Here is a 16925-nt window from a genome sequence, read left to right on the forward strand (position 1 = left end):
TGTTTTATGTCACGTTAGAAAGTAATAGAAAATGCCTAATAAAATCAGAATGATCGGGAGAAAAATGAAATACATCCAAGACATATTTTTTGCCGAAGTCTTGTGATCGTACTGCTCTTCTGCTGGTTGCTTAGCAATCCGCAACGTAAAGATGAGTCCGACGAGACAAATGACTAATGCGATCCAAAATAAAGTCAACATAAGCATGCTCCTCTCTTCTTTTATCATACAGAAAATGGTCATGTTCTGCAGTGGTGAGTTGTGACAGTTTAAAGTTGACAACGTACTAGTTGAGGGGCTAAACTAACTTTATAAGTTTAGGGGGTAAACTAAAAATGAAAGATAATTTACGTGAAGCAGTCCTCCTGTTCGAAGAAGTCATGATCCATGGAACTGAACGTGTGCTGAAGTCAGTCGAAGCGCCTGTTTGGCAAATGTATTCACCGGAACAACTCCATGTGTTGAAGCTCGTTGGAAAATACGGACCAATCTCATCGGGGCGTCTCGCGGCAGTACAGGGCGTACATAAAAGCGCCATTTCCAATCGGCTGAAAAAGTTGACGGAAAAAGGACTTGTCATCGTCGAACGCCGAGAAGATGATCACCGAACGAAGTACATCTCGTTGACCGAAGCAGGACGATTGGTTGCGACAGAGGCGGAGCAAGAAATCTATACGTATCTCGAAAGTTTGATTGAAGGAAAGGTCGAGGAAGAAGAAATCATCCAGTTCATCGAAACCTTTAAGAAAATCAAAGAGATTCTGCAGTTGAACGTCTAAAGACAGAATAGAAGGAAGAGGAGAATCAGACATGCGACAAATCGTCAAATGGCGCTGGGCAATTCTTGCATTATTGCTCATCGTCACAGTAGGTTTACTATTTACGGCACCAAACTTGGCAAAACAAGCAGAGGACGCAGGGGCGATTCAGCTTGCGAATAACGCTGACTCACAGCGGGCAGCAGATATTTTAGAAAAAGCGGGAGCAAGTGAAGAAACGATCTCTCTTGTTATTCCGCTCAAAGACAAAGTCAGCGATGCTGATCGAAAGTCGATTGGGAAAATCGTTAAAGATTTAGAAGCACTCGATCGTCCGGTCACGGATGTGCTGAATCCGTTTGAAAACAAAGAGACGGAAGGACAGCTCGTCTCAAAAGATCAAAAGACAGTCCTTGTTCCAATCACGGTCGACGGTTCGCAAGAAGAAATCGTCAAACTGGCAAAACAAATTCGGACAGATCTCTTGCCAAAGGATCAAACGATTTATCTAACGGGTGAAGCGTTAATCAACGATGACGTCAATACAAGCTCACAAGAAGGGTTGAAGCGGACGGAACTGATTACCGTCGGGTTGATTTTCGGACTACTTCTGCTCGTCTTCCGTTCCATCGTCACACCGTTCGTACCACTTGTGGCAGTGGGCTTTACGTACCTGATCAGCCAATCACTCGTCGCCTTTTTCGTCGACTGGTTCGGATTCCCGGTATCGAACTATACGCAAATCTTCCTCGTTGCCATCCTGTTTGGGATTGGGACGGATTACTGTATCTTGCTACTGAGCCGGTATAAGGAAGAATTGACGGCAGGACACGATGTCGAGACAGCGATCGTCAACACGTATAAGACAGCAGGGCGTACGTTACTAATCAGTGGTCTTGCTGTTCTTGTCGGTTTCTCAGCGATTGGGTTTGCGGACTTCCCAATCTTCAAATCATCGGTCGCTGTTGCGGTTGGGATTGCCGTCCTCTTACTCGTCTTATTTACACTTGTCCCCTTCTTCATGGCGACACTCAAAGAAAAATTATTCTGGCCGTCAAAGAAGGCAGCGAGTCACCAAGATAGCAAACTGTGGTCACATTATGGTGGGTTATCGATCCGTCGTCCTTTACTTGCGATGATCATCGTTGCGATCGTCACGGTCCCGACACTCTTTACGTACAATGATGACCTCTCGTTTAATACCGTCGATGAGATTGGTGCGAAGTATGATACGGTCAAAGGACTGAATGCGATCTCGGATGGATTTGGAGCAGGTGAGTCGCTCCCGGTCAATGTCATTCTTAAGAGCGACAAAGATTTGATTACAGAAAAGACAGTTCCTTATGCGGAACAGTTGAGTCGTGAGCTCGTGAAAATCGACGGGGTCAAATCGGTTCGTTCGATTTCTCGTCCGACAGGCGAAATCATTAATGACTTCTACGTCGATCGTCAATTAAAACAAGTTGCTTCCGGCATGAAGAAAGCAACCGCCGGTCTTACGGACGTTCAGTCTGGTCTGACAACAGTTGAAGACAATCTCAACGGTATTACAGGACAACTACCGGCAGGAGACACGGCTTCAGTAGGAGCAAGTCAGTTGCAACAAGCAGCAGACGGACTTGGACAGATCAACCAACAGTTGACGCTCGTCGGTCAAGGTCTGCAATCGACTCAAAATATCCCGCAAACCATTGGGACATTAAATGCCTTGTCTGGTCAATTGAGCCAAGTTCAATCTGGCATCAGTCAAGCAGCAAGTGGAATAGCCTCACAAGGAGCACAAGCCGGTCAACTTGGAAGTGGGCTGACACAACTTGCGGATGGTGTTGGTCAAGCAAACACAGGGCTTGCGAAAATTAGTAATGGCCTAGATGACATCTCGAATTTGTTAACCGAGATGGGACAAGCGACATCGATCCGTGGGACAGGTGTGTTCGTACCAAAAAATACGTTATCGGACAAGGCCTTTAAACCAGCAATTGACCGTTACGCGATTGATCAGCAAACCGGATTGAAGTTTGAAGTCATCCTCGAAGATGATCCGTATTCACCAGAAGCGATTCAAACCGTCGCTGCAATCAAAAAGACGACAGCGAATACGATTAAAGGGACACCGTTTGAAGACAGCACTGTCGCATATGGCGGGATTTCAAGCGTCAACAGTGACTTGAATGATACGTCGAAAGCCGATTTCAAACGAACAGTGACCGTCATGTTGATCAGTCTCTTTGTGATTTTAGCGATCATGTTCCGTTCGTTGATCATGCCATTGTTCATGATTGGTTCGTTATTGCTGACGTATTATACGTCGATGTCGATCGCTGAGCTGATCTTCGTCAACGGTCTCGGATATGACGGCATCAGTTGGGCTGTTCCGTTCTTCGGATTCGTCATGTTGATTGCCCTTGGTATCGATTATTCGATCTTCCTACTCGATCGTTTCCGCGAAGAGACGATCAAGGGACTCGATACGAAGGAAGCGATGTTCCTGTCGATGAAAAAGATGGGATCTGTCATCATCACGGCAGCGATCATTCTTGCAGGAACCTTCGGAGCGATGATGCCGTCTGGTGTCTTGAGTCTCGTTCAAATCGCGACGATCGTCATCACAGGTCTACTTTTGTATGGATTAATCGTCTTACCACTCTTGATTCCAGCGATTACAGTTTCGTTTGGTAAAGGGGTCTGGTGGCCGTTTCGATCAAATGTCAAAAAATAAGAACTAATCAAACCGGATTCGTCTTCTAGATGAATCCGGTTTTTTCATGACGTATACTAAGAGCAGAGTATAAGGAGGTAGAACATGCAATACTTCAAACAACTGACTTCACGGATTTGGTATCAGACACCGGTCAGCGAGACGGATCGCCCGATTCTCGCCGTCGTGCGTGGGGAGAAGCATCAATTGATGATTGACGCGGGAAACTCGTCAGCCCATGCCGCTTTGTTTTTAGAAGAAATGAAAAAACACAATCTTGGATCACCTGACTTATTGGCCCTGACCCACTGGCACTGGGATCATATTTTTGGGATGAAACATCTCCGTCTGCCATCGATGGCAACACAGCAAACAATCACCCGCATGAAAGAGATGCAACCATACGCTTGGACGGATGCAGCGTTACAAGAACGAATGGATCAAGGAATCGAGATTCCGTTTTGTGCGGATGCGATCAAGCTCGAGTTTGGTACGACACGCGATATTGAAGTCGTCTTACCGACGATTGGCTTTACTGGACAATTGGAAATTGACTTAGGTGGCGTGCAGTGCCAACTGATTGAAGTCGAAAATGATCATTCTCCTGGTAGCCTACTCGTCTACATTCCGGAAGAACGCGTCGTGTTCTTAGGAGACGCGATGTATGCGGATATCTTTTCATCGAAGTGGAATTATACGGTCGAACGGACGAAGCGCTTATTAGCGGCAATCGATCGTTTAGAAGCCGATTATTATGTCTGGTCGCATGGAGAAGCGATGCCGAAGTCTGAATTTGAAGAAGAGGTCAACATTTTGCGTCGAGCCATTCGTGTAACGGAAGCGACCGGAGGACGACTGAAGGATATGCGGACTTTATATGCAGAAGAGACAGGACGATCGTTGACGGAAGACGAAACCGAAACATTGATCTACTTTGCAAATGGAGTGAAATGACAGATCGTAACAAGGGATAAAACGGAGGACGTCGAAATAAAAAAGTACTACGAGCTTGTTAAAGGGAGCGGTACTATATGACAAAGCCAAAATTCGAACGGGATGAAACCATCGATCGCGTTTTTTTTGGAAAAGCGGGCATCTTTTCATTTTTGGTTATCGTGGGAGGCATTCTATATCTACTATATGATCTGTACGTACAATGATCGGAACGCATGCGTTCCGATTTTTTGAATTCAGGGGAGTGCACGAAAACCAGATATTGGGTAATAACTTGCGTGAGACTGTTAGTGAAAGTGAGAGGAGATGTCGGATGAAACGAATTCAAATTGCGGATTTTGATCGACGCATGCCATCGATTGAATTGGTCGAAAAGGATGATCACTATGAAGCGATGCTTGTACCGAGTTATGACCATACGTATCCTTCGACACAAATCCGGACGATCCGCTTAGCGGATATCTCCGTCAGTCTGTTTGTCACCCCGGAAGAAACACTACTTGTTTCTGCGCTTTTTCATAAACCGGTTCAAGTGACGGATATCGTTTCCTGGATGCAGTTGTATACGATTAGTTTTGCCCAGTCGGATGAGACTGGTTATTTCGTCGAACAAGCGGATGAAATTTTAGAAGTCGTCTTGTATAAGAAACATCCGATCGTCATCGCGACACGTGGTCAAGATCGATTGTATTACGATACGACGGGAGCAATCGAGGTCCGGCGGGCGACGAATGAATCGGTCGGCGAGCGTCCCTTGCTTTATTTGAACGGGGAAGCCTGGTATGGTGTCCCGCGCTTGTCGTTCAATCGAATGAAGGATGAGCTGCACGTCAATGGAACGTTTTTATATGCGGACTATATGGACGCACACCATGGAAAAATCGGTTTCTTTCGCGAGAATGATCCCTCTCTACCAATCGTTTTGCTCGTCGGTCAGGCAATCGTTGAGATCGAACTGACCGAGAATCCGGATGGTTCACGCGTCCTGATTTTAGAACAACCATATGACGAAGCATGAAAGTGCACAAAAACCGTTCAGCAGATGAACGGTTTTTTAAGTGAGACCGTGAAATCCCTTACAAAATATGCGAAGATAGTAAAGAGACAGACCAAAGGGGTTGATGGGGACATGGCGAAAGAAACACCGCGTAATTCTAAATGGATGCGTTCCTATAATCGGGCACTCGTCTTGCGACTGATTCGGATGCATCAACCGATTTCGCGGGTTGAGTTAGCACAACGGACGAACTTAACGAAGCCGACGGTATCGAACATCGTCAGTGAATTGATTGCAGAACAACTCGTGACGGAGCGAGAGCTTGGGATATCAAATGGGGGACGAAAACCGATCATGCTCGAACTCGTCGCAACAGAGCAATACGTCATCGGCATCGATGCGACAAGTCATCAATTCATCGGAGTCGTCGCGGATTTAAGTGGTAATACGATTCATGAGTCCGAAGCCGTGGGACGTTTTGAGACGAATGAAGAATTGATTGAAGCGATTGGTCGATTATGCGAGACCTTGATTGCACAGACACAAGGACGGGGAACGATTCACGGTATCGGGATCTCCGTCCACGGGATGGTCAATCCGGAGACAGGTGTCATCTTGTTTGCACCACGTTTCCACCTGCATGACGTCGAGTTGAAGGTACAACTTGAAGCACGCTTTGACTATCCTGTCTTCATCGAAAACGATGTTCGAGCACTCGCTTCGTTTGAGCTATTATTCGGTGAAGGTGTTGGGGTCGAACAATTCTTTTATCTCTATGCCGGGGAAGGCATCGGGGGTGCTTATGTGCTCGATGGACAGCTTGTCGACGGACAACATCATATTACGGGAGAGGTCGGACATATGCGTCTTGATCTCGATGGACCGATTTGTTCGTGTGGGAACAGAGGATGCCTAGAAGCATTAGCAGGCGAAAAAGCATTGTTACGGGATTATGCTGTCGTGGATCCGCAAGTCATGACGATTGCTGATTTGCGCAAACGGTTAAACGAACGCGATGAACAAGCAGTTCGTACATATGAACGGGCGGGGGAATATATCGGAATCGGTGTCTTGAATACGATTCATCTCCTGAATCCACGCCGGATTTTACTTGGGGGACCGATGTTTGAGCTCGCACCCACGATCGTTGATCAAATCAAGGAACGGGTCGAGCACACGGCGTTGACCGCTGCTTCACGTGAAACCGATGTCAAGATGGTTCCCTGGGGTGAAAAACAAGGAGCACTCAGTGCGGCTGCCCTTGCGACAAATAGTTTATTTCAAACGATTTAATGAACCGATTCCGTGTCTTGCAAACTAGCAAGACACGGAATCGGTTTTGTTATTCAACAAATAATTTATTGAAACCGTTTACAAGTTAAAAACCAATGTGCTATAGTCGATATAAAGTTAGATAATAAATTTAATTTACTAAGTTCATGGTCAACTAAGTGGAGGTGGATGCAGGTTAGCAGGGGCTAATCAAGCTGAAGCAGGAAAGGGAGGCATCGCGCAATGGAACCACACGATCCATGGGTTTCGTACCGTGAAGCTTTCGGGCGTTACGGAGCAATCCGCGGTTTTTATTTTCATCGGTCAACGCAACAGATGACAGAACAGGGTCCAGGCGATGTCCCGACAGACGAGCAGGATATCGTGCTCGTCCGACCACGACGTGATGGTGTGTTTCAATTCCGGATGTCATCGGTACAAGGGGTCCTGACGATCCGTTCATCCGAGCTACACATTCGAAAAAATGAGAGCGGATACATTGAATTACGCGCACTCATGCAACACATGCGCTCTGCCGGTTGTTTGACGCTGGGTGGAGAGTTATATCTCTTCGTCCGACCGGACGTCGATACGCTGGCATACCGTCTTCGATTGATCGCCCGTGTATTGATTCAGCTACAGGGAATGCCGATTCAGACGAAGGTGATCGAAGAATGGTGCCGACAAGCACTAATCGAAGGGGAACACGCTAGACGATACGCTTGACTACTTACACATAAAAGGGGAGCTCTTACATGAAATTCAAAAAAACGAAACTCGTTGCTGCAGCATCAGTCCTAACATTATCCGCATTCCTCGCCGCTTGTGGTGGCGAAGACGAGCAACAAACGAAAACAAAAGACGGTAAGACGATCGTCACATGGTGGGGCTGGGCACCGCAACCAGAAGCGGGGAAAACTGTCGTTGATGCTTTCAATAAATCACAAGATAAATACGTCGTTCAATTCAAACGATACAGTGAAGACTACGAAAAACAATTACAGGTCGCGATGCTGTCAGGTAAAGGTCCAGACATCATCGGTCTGAAAGAACCGATGATTCAGCAGTACAAGGATCGCGTCGTACCGGTCGATTCGTACATGGATAAAGCAGCAGGTAAAGGCTGGAAAGATAAGTTCGTCGAGCTTGGAATCGAACAAACAACGATTGACGGCAAACAATATGCAGTTCCAATTGGTTTCACAGGTCAAGCGTACTTGATGTACAACAAGACGATGCTTGATAAATACGGTGTGACACCACCGAAGAACTACAAAGAAACAGTCAGCGCAGTCAAGAAGATTAAAGACTCAGGCGATAAAGTCATTCCACTCATGCTCGGAGCAAAAGATGCATGGATTGACATCGATGTCTACAACGTCCTCAGCCACCAGGTCGCACCAGGTTACATTCAAAAAGTCCTCTCGGGTCAAGCAAAATGGACAGACGACGAAATGGTTAAAACAGCACAAGTCTGGCAAGATCTCTTCAAAGATAAAGTTTTCCAAGAAGGAGCGCTTGGTCTAGCGACATACAATGACGGGATGAACCAATTCTTTGATAAAAAAGCAGCGATGTGGGTCATCGGTTCATGGGAAGCACACTCGATGACAACAGCTGAGAAAAAAGACAAATGGAAAATCAAAGATGAACTCGGATTCGTTCCACTCCCGAACTTAGTAGGTGGAACAGAGCAACCGGTCATCGCATCGATCGATATGGCACTTGGTGTCAATAAAGAGTCGAAACAACAAGAAGGTGCAGCAGAGTTCATCGCCTTCATGAGTCAAGGAAAAGGACAAGAAGTCTACATGGGTGAGTTTGAAATGGCACCTGGTATCAAGGATGTCAAAGTCGATTCAGACGCTGCCTTCACATCTGAAGGCGAAAAAGAATCGTACAAGATGTTAAACGACACATTAGCAAAAGCGGTTGCTAGCCGTGGTATCCGAGATACGAAATTAAACGATATCCTCGGTAAGGAACTTCAAAACATCGCGACAGGACAAGATCCGAAAGAATCATTACAACGCGTTCAAGACGCAGCGGATCAATCAGCGAAATAAGACTCGACAGTGAAGTGGTACGCCTGCGTGCCACTTCCTGATTTTTGGACTTGAGGAAAGTGGGGAATCGATATGCAGACAGAGCGACAGGAATTGCCGATTAAACCAAAAGCAGAACCGCTCCAGCCGGTGGCGACACGCCCGCCCGCACCGAAGAAGAAAAAGAACATGAAGCGAAACATGGTCGGATGGGCTTTCGTTGCTCCGATCGTCTTGTTCGTCGTCAGCTTCATCTATTATGGGATTTTCTATAATGCCTATAACTCGTTCTTCTCGTGGGACGGGATTTCGTTTGACAAAGTATTCGTCGGACTCGACAACTATGCTGAGATGTTCCAAGATCCGGACTTCTATCTCTCGCTGAAGAACACATTCATCTTCACGATTTTGACCGTTTCGATTCAAGCTGGTATCGGTCTCGTCTTGGCGTACTTCCTGCATACACCGGGACCATTGCGGACGGCGATGAAGTCGGTCTTCTTCTTTCCGGTCGTCTTGAGTCCTGTCGTACTCGGTGCGGCATTCTCACAAATTTATGATTTCCAGTTTGGTTACATCAATGAGTTCCTCCGTGCGATTGGTCTCGGTAGCCTCGAGCAGAACTGGCTTGGTGATCCGGACATCGCGCTTTATTCCGTCATTGCGATCAACATCTTCCAGTGGACGGGTTCTTCGATGGTCATGTACTACATGGCAATGTTGACGATTGAGAAGGAAATCTTCGAAGCAGCAAAAATCGATGGAGCTGGATTCTTCCGGACACTGTGGAGCATCGTCTTCCCGAACTTGAAAGGAACGACGTTCACTCTGTCGATTCTCGGAGTTATCGGTGGTCTGAAGACGTTTGACTTAGTCTGGATCACGACAGCTGGTGGACCAGGATCGTCGACAGAGTTCATTTCGACATACCTATTCCGAAAATCGATGTTGCAACAGGAAGTTGGTTTCTCGAGTGCTGTTGCTATCATCCTACTGACGATCGCCTTGCTGATCACGTACTTCCAATTGCGTGTACAAAAGAAAATGGATAACTAAGGAGGAACGACCCATGGATGTAGAATCTAAAAAAAGCCGCTGGATGATTAACCTCGTATTGGCGCTTGCGTCAATCGTCTGGTTATTCCCAATTTTCGTCATGTTCAAAGAGAGTCTTCGCGTCAATGGATTCGATAACTATATTGCGACATTGCAAAACCCGAACTTCCCGACATTCGTCTTCAACAGTTTCTTTGTCGCTTTCTTCATGATCATCATCTCGATCACGATTTTGGCGTTCGCAGCGTTCGCTTTCTCGAAGCTTGAGTTTGCTGGAAAACGTCTTTTGTTCAACATGGTCCTTGCTGGACTCATGTTACCTGTTGCATCGATGATCGTACCCTTGTTCTTCACGCTTCGTTCATTTGACGGGCTGAACAACCACTGGGGACTGATCGGAGCGGAAGTTGCCTTCTTCTTACCATTCGGTCTGATGCTTATCAAAGGATACTTTGATGAATTGCCAAACGAATTGATGGAAGCAGCGTATATCGATGGTGCGACGATTCTTGAAGTCTTCTTCAAAGTCATGCTACCGCTCGCAAAACCAGCGCTCGCAACAGCTTTAATCTATGCGTTCCTTAACTCATGGAACGAGTACTTGATGGTTCTTACGTTCATGACTGACCCTGCTTATCAGACAGTCACGATGGCACCAAGTTTCTTCAAGGATGCGCTTGGCGGGGACCCAGGGAAAATCTACGCTTCACTTGTTTTGATCAGTTTACCGACGATGATCTTCTATATCTTCTTCCAACGTTTCTTCCAAAAAGGGATGACGGCGGGTGCAGTAAAATAATTGTTTTTGCGTAAGGGGGAGCACAATGTATTTAGGAGTCGATTATTATCCAGAACAAACACCACGAGCACTATGGGAGGAAGACTTCCGACTGATGAAGGAACTTGGTGTCAACGTCGTTCGTCTCGCAGAATTCGCTTGGTCGATGATGGAGCCGGAAGAAGGCGTCTATGACTTTAGTTTTTGGGATGACGTCATCGAACGTTTGAGTGCGGAAGGATTCGATATCGTACTCGGGACACCAACCGCGACACCACCTGCGTGGTTGTGTACGAAGTATCCAGAAATCTTACCGGTCGATGAGAACGGTGTGACGATCAGCTTTGGTGCTCGTCGCCATTATACGGTCCACAGCGAAACGTACCAACGACTATCCGTCAAGATCACGGAAGAGATGGCGAAACGATACGGTCAACATCCTCGTGTTATCGGGTGGCAAACGGATAATGAATATGGGCATGAGAAATCGGATCGTTCTTACGGTGATGTCGACCGCGCTGCTTTTCAGCGCTGGTTAGAGAACCGTTACGGAACGCTTGATGCTTTGAACGAAGCATGGGGAACCGTCTTCTGGAGTCAGACGTACACGGCGTGGGATCAAATCCCGGTACCGCGTAAAGTCTATCAGGAACATAACCCATCCCTGCTCGTCGATTTCGATCGTTTTTGTGCCGACGGCTATACGTACTACAACAAATTACAAGTCGATGTCTTACGTCGCTACATCCCAGAGAACGTCTTCATCACGCACAACCTCGTCTACAGTGACATGGCGGTCAATCAACAGCAAATGGCGCAAGATCTCGATTACGTCGCGTTCGATAACTACCCGGTCTGGGGTGGACTACCGGAGCCGAACCGGTTCGAGAAGATGGCAAGCGATCATGATCTTTGCCGCTCTTCGAAGCAAGGAAAAGGCTTCTGGGTCATGGAACAGTTGAGTGGCGCACAAGGCTGGAGTAAAATCGGTTACTTGCCACGACCCGGGCATATTCGTCTCTGGACGTATCAAGCAGTCGCGCGAGGAGCAGAAGCGATCGTCTACTTCCGATTCCGGGCTGCTCATTTTGGAACAGAGGAGTTCTGTCACGGCATCATCGATCATGATGGAAAACCGAAACGGAAATTCGAAGAAGTCAAACAGATCATGACGGAACTGAATACGTATGGCGATGAGATTAACGCGAGCCGTTACGACGCGAAGGTTGGTGTCTATTTCGATCAAGAAAACGTCTGGGCGTGGACGCATCAGCCGCACAGTGATGCGTTTGATTTTAGGACGGAGTTCGTCCGCTTCTATGGCGGAGCGGTTCGTCAACAAGTCGCAACCGACATCGTCTTCCCAGGTGATGATTTATCTCGTTATAAACTGATCATCGTTCCACTCTATTTCTTGACGAATCCTACGTTCGATGACGCCTTGATTGCGTACATGGAACAAGGCGGTCACGTCATCTTCACGTACCGGACAGGTGTCAAAGATGCACAAAATCATGTCGTACCGACGACGTTACCGGGTAAATTCGCACCGTATGCGGGTATTGAAATCGACGAATATGAGTCACTTCAATCCGTTCAGCAACATCAGGTGGCAGGTATCGGCGAGATGTCAGGACAATCCTCAACAGCGCGCCTCTGGTGTGACTTGATCACACCAACGACAGCAGAGACGCTCGCTGTCTATGAAGATACGTTCTACGAGGGTGTAGCGGCTGTGACGCGCAATGCCTATAAAGGAATGATTACCTACATCGGCTCATCGATTGATGATGCGATGATTGATACAATTTACCGTCAAGCGTTCACTGAGGCCGGCATCGAGATGATCGAGGCGCCGGATCAAGTTGAAATCGTGCGTCGTCACGGCGAAACACGTGATTTCCTCTTCTTGATGAACCATGACACGAAAGAAACGCGGGACGTCACTTTAGACGGAACATACAAAGCATTGACAAAAGATGGGACATATCGTGGAACGGTCCAGCTCGCACCACTTGAGACACTGATTCTGACGACGTAAGGAGGAAGAGAACCATGGCAATCTTTGAAGTAACAGGACGTCGTTTCGTCATCGAAGGGAAACGGGTCGCTCACGTCGTCACGATCGGTGCGAACGGTAAGCTGATCCACACGTATTTCGGTGCCAAGTTACCATATCGAGATGATTATGAAGCGTTACCGAGTCCGATCGTCGCACACAGTTCGTTTGAATCACCAGATGGCGTCGCGACGTACGATTTCGTACCATTCGGCGAGATGTTGTATACGGAGCCGACATTGAAGTCGGAAAGAGAGGACGGGCAACGGATTCACCAGTTCCAGTTTGAACGCTCCGAGCAGACAGAAACGAAATTGACGCTCTGGCTGTTTGATCCCTTGCAGGAGATGCGTGTCGGAGTGCAATATGAACTGTTTGAAGATTACGATATCATCGGTCGTTCGATTGTCGTCGAAAATACAGGACGATTACCTGTTCGTTTAACAGCAGCCCAGTCCTTCGCAATGGGACGTTGGCATCAACCGAATTTAAAACTGCATCACTTCGCTGGGATGTGGACAGGTGAGTTCAAGAAACAAATCACACCGGTGACACCAGGACGCCAGACGATTGAAAGTCGGCGCGGGGTGACGAGTCATCAAGCGAATCCTTGGTTTGCACTCGAACAGGATGCAACAGAAGATGGCGGTGAAGTCGTTTACGGACATTTTGCCTATTCGGGTAACTGGGCGATTCACGTCGAACAAGATGCGTTTGGTTTCGTTCAGCTATCGGGTGGCATGAATCCGTTTGATTTCAGTTGGAAACTATCACATCAACAACAGTTGACGACACCGACGTTCTACATCGGGTATGCGGACGGTTTCGCAGATATGAGCGCCCATGCGCATGCGTTCCAACGTGATGTCATCATGCCGCGTGCGACTGATCGTCCAGTTCTCTATAATTCATGGGAAGCGACCTATTTCGATGTGACGGAATCTGGTCAACGTGAACTCGTCGATCTTGCAGCAGGAATCGGCTGTGAACTGTTTGTCGTCGATGACGGTTGGTTCGGTGAACGCCATTCCGATCAAGCGGGACTCGGGGACTGGCACGTCAATCGGGAAAAGTTTCCGAATGGTCTAGAGCCTTTGATCTCATATGTAAAACAACAAGGGTTACAGTTCGGGTTATGGGTCGAACCGGAGATGGTCAACCCGGATTCTGATCTATACCGGGCGCATCCGGATTGGATTTATCATGCACGGGATGCGGTTCGGACGACGTCACGGAATCAATACGTCTTAAATCTAGGATTACCAGAAGTTGAGCAATTCATTCTCGAGATGATGGATGACTTGCTGACGCGTCATGCGATCGACTACATCAAATGGGACATGAACCGTGCCTTCTCGGAACCGGGTGTTCCAAAAGACCAGACGGATCGCCAACAGGAATTATGGAAACGTCACGTCGATGCATTGTACCGGATCTTTGATGAATTGCGTCGCTTGCATCCGGCGGTCGACTTCGAAGCCTGTGCCGGTGGTGGCGGACGAATTGATCTCGGGATCCTCGCACGGACGGAGCAAGTCTGGACAAGTGATAACACGGATCCACTCGATCGCTTACAAATTCAGCATGACTTCTCTTACGCTTATAACGCGAAGATGATGAGCTGCTGGGTAACGGACGGACCGAACTGGTTAAATGGACGCAACGTACCACTTGCGACACGCTTCGTCTCCTCGATGCAAGGAACGCTCGGGATCGGTGGTAACTTAAGCGAGTGGTCGACGGATGAGTTAGCGGAAGCAAAAGGCTGGATCGAGACCTATCAAGCGATTCGTCCGACAATCCAACGCGGCATCCAGTACCGTCTTTCATCCTTCACACAACAGACACCAAGCGTCATGCAGTATACATCGGAAGAAGAAACAGTCTTGCTCGCGATCGCGCCACTTCGGCAATACGGAATACATCAGTATCACTTTAAGCTAAAAGGACTCGACCCAACAATGCGCTACCAAGTCGAGGACCGGACGTTAAGCGGTGCCTACTTGATGCAACAAGGCTTGACGTTCTCATACACGACGGATTATGAAGCCCGCTGTCTGCGGATTCAGCCGGTCCATCGTGCGCTCTCACTACTCGAATCAAAGGAGACGATCGTATGACAGACCAGACGTTAGAAGCACAATTTGAACAGCGGTTTGGCTCACCGTCGACGCATCGCTTTTTTGCCCCGGGTCGGATCAATTTAATCGGTGAGCATACGGATTACAATGGCGGTCACGTCTTTCCATGTGCGTTGACGTTCGGTACGCATGCGATCGCACGAAAACGAGACGATCAACGTTTCCGCTTCTACTCGCTGAATTTTGAGCAGGACGGCATCATCGAAGTCGCACTCGAAGAACTGGCGTATGACGCGAAGCACGGTTGGGCGAACTATGCGAAGGGTATGATTACAGTCTTACAGGAAGCAGGGTACCGAATCGATTCAGGATGTGACATCCTGATTCAAGGTGACATCCCGAACGGAGCCGGTCTTTCGTCATCCGCTTCACTTGAACTCGTCATCGGAGTCTTGCTCGATCGATTGTATGGATTAGACATTCCACGTCTTGATCTCGTCCGCTTTGGTCAACAGGTCGAAAACCGTTATATCGGCGTCAATAGTGGTATCATGGATCAATTTGCGATCGGTATGGGGAAAGCGGGAGCGGGATTGTTGCTCGATTGTGAAACGCTCGACTATACGTATGCTCCACTCGATTTGACGGGATATACGATCATCATCATGAATACGAACAAACGCCGTGAACTGGCAGATTCGAAATATAATGAACGCCGGGCGGAATGTGAGGCAGCACTCGCTTATCTCAATCAGTTCACATCACGGGAAACGCTTGGACAATGGACGACGTCAGAATTCACGAAAGTCGCATGGGAAGACGAAATCTTGATGCGTCGTGCCCGACACGCGATTTCAGAAAATGAACGAACACTTCAAGCACTAGCGGCACTCGAAGCGGGAGAACTGAAGACGTTCGGTCAGTTGATGAATGCTTCACACGTCTCGTTACGGGAAGATTATGAAGTGACAGGGATTGAACTCGATACACTCGTCGAAGCCGCTTGGGAGCAACCGGGTGTGCTCGGCGCACGGATGACAGGTGCTGGTTTTGGTGGCTGTGCGATTGCGATTGTTGAAGACGAGGCAGTCGACGCGTTCAAACAAGCTGTCGGCGAACAATATGAAGCACGGATCGGTTACCCAGCGACGTTCTATACAGCGACGGTCGGTGACGGAGCACGTGAAATCGAACGGGAGGTCATCTAAATGGCAACTTTAGTCGTAGGTGGAGCTGGTTATATCGGCTCCCATGCTGTCTATCAATTGATTGATGCCGGAAAGGATGTCGTCGTCATCGACCATCTGCAGTCCGGTCACCGTGAAGCGGTTCATCCGCGGGCACGTCTATATGAAGGAGACATATGCGATCGTGCTTTTCTCGATCGCGTCTTTACGGAAGAGACGATTGAGCAGGTCATCCATTTCGCTGCTTTTTCACTCGTTGGCGAGTCGATGACAGAACCATTACGCTACTTTGATAACAACGTTTACGGGACACAAGTGTTGCTCGAAGCGATGATTGCCCATGACATTAAACAGATCGTCTTTTCTTCGACGGCAGCCACATACGGTGAACAGGAGCAGATGCCGATTCTCGAAACAGCAGAAACGCGTCCGACGAATGCCTATGGTGAGACGAAGTTGATGATGGAGAAGATGATGCGATGGTCTGAACAAGCATATGGCTTACGTTATGTCGCATTACGTTACTTCAACGTTGCCGGTGCGCGCGTAACAGGAGAAATCGGGGAAGATCATACGCCGGAAACCCATCTAATCCCGCTCGTCCTCGAAGTTGCCAACCGACAACGGTCAGAAATTTCGATCTATGGCGATGATTATCCAACGCCTGACGGTACCTGTATTCGTGATTACATCCATGTCGAGGACTTGATCGACGCCCATATGCGAGCACTTGATTATTTGGCTGATGGAAACGAGAGTACGATCTTTAACCTCGGTTCAAGCCAAGGGTTTTCCGTTCGGGAAATCATTGAAGCAGCCCGTCGCGTGACGGGACATCCGATTCCAGAACGGATCATTGAACGTCGTACAGGGGATCCGAGTATCTTAATCGCCGGATCTGCCAAAGCAAAAGAAGTTCTCGGCTGGACACCACAACGCACCGACATCGACACGATCATCCGTGATGCTTGGAATTGGCATGCGCACAATCCAGAAGGGTACCGGACGAGCGTTCGTTAATAGAGAGACAGAATGAGGAG

Annotated in this window: 14 protein-coding genes; 13 read left to right on the forward strand and 1 reads right to left on the reverse strand. The window is 48.0% G+C overall.

Annotated features, from left to right (window positions below; genetic code table 11):
- Positions 1-9 precede the first annotated feature (9 nt).
- A complete protein-coding gene (locus Q7C19_RS12165) occupies positions 10-201 on the reverse strand; it encodes a hypothetical protein (protein WP_035411129.1) in 192 nt (63 codons plus the stop codon).
- Positions 202-335: 134 nt separating this feature from the next.
- Here Q7C19_RS12165 and Q7C19_RS12170 point away from each other — a divergent pair, with 134 nt between their 5' ends.
- The 13 genes from Q7C19_RS12170 (at position 336) to galE (ending at position 16905) form a co-directional block, all read left to right on the forward strand.
- Positions 336-779, forward strand: coding sequence for a MarR family winged helix-turn-helix transcriptional regulator (locus Q7C19_RS12170; RefSeq protein WP_035411126.1), 444 nt, complete (start codon positions 336-338; stop codon positions 777-779).
- 31 nt (positions 780-810) lie between these two features.
- Entirely contained in the window at positions 811-3477 is a 2667-nt protein-coding gene (locus tag Q7C19_RS12175) for an MMPL family transporter (protein WP_375092234.1), read from the forward strand.
- 84 nt (positions 3478-3561) lie between these two features.
- Positions 3562-4410 carry an MBL fold metallo-hydrolase gene (locus Q7C19_RS12180; protein WP_375092235.1) on the forward strand — a complete coding sequence of 283 codons (849 nt, stop codon included), beginning with the start codon at positions 3562-3564 and terminating at the stop codon, positions 4408-4410.
- Positions 4411-4723: 313 nt separating this feature from the next.
- Positions 4724-5428, forward strand: coding sequence for a hypothetical protein (locus Q7C19_RS12185; RefSeq protein WP_375092236.1), 705 nt, complete (start codon positions 4724-4726; stop codon positions 5426-5428).
- Positions 5429-5539: 111 nt separating this feature from the next.
- Positions 5540-6700 (forward strand): ROK family transcriptional regulator, encoded by a 1161-nt coding sequence (locus Q7C19_RS12190; RefSeq protein ID WP_056063838.1) that lies wholly within the window; start codon positions 5540-5542, stop codon positions 6698-6700.
- Between the two features lie 222 nt (positions 6701-6922).
- On the forward strand, positions 6923-7405 hold the full coding sequence (locus tag Q7C19_RS12195) for a hypothetical protein (protein ID WP_035411111.1): 483 nt from the start codon (positions 6923-6925) through the stop codon (positions 7403-7405).
- Positions 7406-7434: 29 nt separating this feature from the next.
- Positions 7435-8745 (forward strand): ABC transporter substrate-binding protein, encoded by a 1311-nt coding sequence (locus tag Q7C19_RS12200; RefSeq protein ID WP_056063835.1) that lies wholly within the window; start codon positions 7435-7437, stop codon positions 8743-8745.
- Positions 8746-8817: 72 nt separating this feature from the next.
- The gene (locus Q7C19_RS12205; RefSeq protein WP_035411105.1) at positions 8818-9780 is read left to right on the forward strand and encodes a carbohydrate ABC transporter permease; all 963 of its coding nucleotides are present in this window, start codon (positions 8818-8820) and stop codon (positions 9778-9780) included.
- A gap of 13 nt (positions 9781-9793) precedes the next feature.
- The gene (locus Q7C19_RS12210) at positions 9794-10579 is read left to right on the forward strand and encodes a carbohydrate ABC transporter permease (RefSeq protein ID WP_035411101.1); all 786 of its coding nucleotides are present in this window, start codon (positions 9794-9796) and stop codon (positions 10577-10579) included.
- Between the two features lie 25 nt (positions 10580-10604).
- Complete coding sequence (locus Q7C19_RS12215) at positions 10605-12599, forward strand: beta-galactosidase (protein WP_375092237.1); 1995 nt, start codon at positions 10605-10607, stop codon at positions 12597-12599.
- A 14-nt stretch (positions 12600-12613) separates the two neighbouring features.
- The gene (locus Q7C19_RS12220) at positions 12614-14737 is read left to right on the forward strand and encodes an alpha-galactosidase (protein ID WP_375092238.1); all 2124 of its coding nucleotides are present in this window, start codon (positions 12614-12616) and stop codon (positions 14735-14737) included.
- The gene (locus Q7C19_RS12225; RefSeq protein WP_290786126.1) at positions 14734-15906 is read left to right on the forward strand and encodes a galactokinase; all 1173 of its coding nucleotides are present in this window, start codon (positions 14734-14736) and stop codon (positions 15904-15906) included. Before Q7C19_RS12220 ends, Q7C19_RS12225 begins: the two co-directional genes overlap by 4 nt.
- Complete coding sequence (gene galE / locus Q7C19_RS12230; RefSeq protein ID WP_375092239.1) at positions 15907-16905, forward strand: UDP-glucose 4-epimerase GalE; 999 nt, start codon at positions 15907-15909, stop codon at positions 16903-16905.
- Positions 16906-16925: the final 20 nt, after the last annotated feature.

This window comes from Exiguobacterium sp. PHA03 (assembly GCF_041945985.1).
Taxonomy (GTDB): domain Bacteria; phylum Bacillota; class Bacilli; order Exiguobacteriales; family Exiguobacteriaceae; genus Exiguobacterium_A.

Bases quoted from the DNA above. Each gene is read 5' to 3' on its own strand.
- Q7C19_RS12165 (WP_035411129.1), bottom strand. From the start codon at position 201: ATGTTGACTTTATTTTGGATCGCATTAGTCATTTGTCTCGTCGGACTC.
- Q7C19_RS12170 (WP_035411126.1), top strand. From the start codon at position 336: ATGAAAGATAATTTACGTGAAGCAGTCCTCCTGTTCGAAGAAGTCATG.
- Q7C19_RS12175 (WP_375092234.1), top strand. From the start codon at position 811: ATGCGACAAATCGTCAAATGGCGCTGGGCAATTCTTGCATTATTGCTC.
- Q7C19_RS12180 (WP_375092235.1), top strand. From the start codon at position 3,562: ATGCAATACTTCAAACAACTGACTTCACGGATTTGGTATCAGACACCG.
- Q7C19_RS12185 (WP_375092236.1), top strand. From the start codon at position 4,724: ATGAAACGAATTCAAATTGCGGATTTTGATCGACGCATGCCATCGATT.
- Q7C19_RS12190 (WP_056063838.1), top strand. From the start codon at position 5,540: ATGGCGAAAGAAACACCGCGTAATTCTAAATGGATGCGTTCCTATAAT.
- Q7C19_RS12195 (WP_035411111.1), top strand. From the start codon at position 6,923: ATGGAACCACACGATCCATGGGTTTCGTACCGTGAAGCTTTCGGGCGT.
- Q7C19_RS12200 (WP_056063835.1), top strand. From the start codon at position 7,435: ATGAAATTCAAAAAAACGAAACTCGTTGCTGCAGCATCAGTCCTAACA.
- Q7C19_RS12205 (WP_035411105.1), top strand. From the start codon at position 8,818: ATGCAGACAGAGCGACAGGAATTGCCGATTAAACCAAAAGCAGAACCG.
- Q7C19_RS12210 (WP_035411101.1), top strand. From the start codon at position 9,794: ATGGATGTAGAATCTAAAAAAAGCCGCTGGATGATTAACCTCGTATTG.
- Q7C19_RS12215 (WP_375092237.1), top strand. From the start codon at position 10,605: ATGTATTTAGGAGTCGATTATTATCCAGAACAAACACCACGAGCACTA.
- Q7C19_RS12220 (WP_375092238.1), top strand. From the start codon at position 12,614: ATGGCAATCTTTGAAGTAACAGGACGTCGTTTCGTCATCGAAGGGAAA.
- Q7C19_RS12225 (WP_290786126.1), top strand. From the start codon at position 14,734: ATGACAGACCAGACGTTAGAAGCACAATTTGAACAGCGGTTTGGCTCA.
- galE (WP_375092239.1), top strand. From the start codon at position 15,907: ATGGCAACTTTAGTCGTAGGTGGAGCTGGTTATATCGGCTCCCATGCT.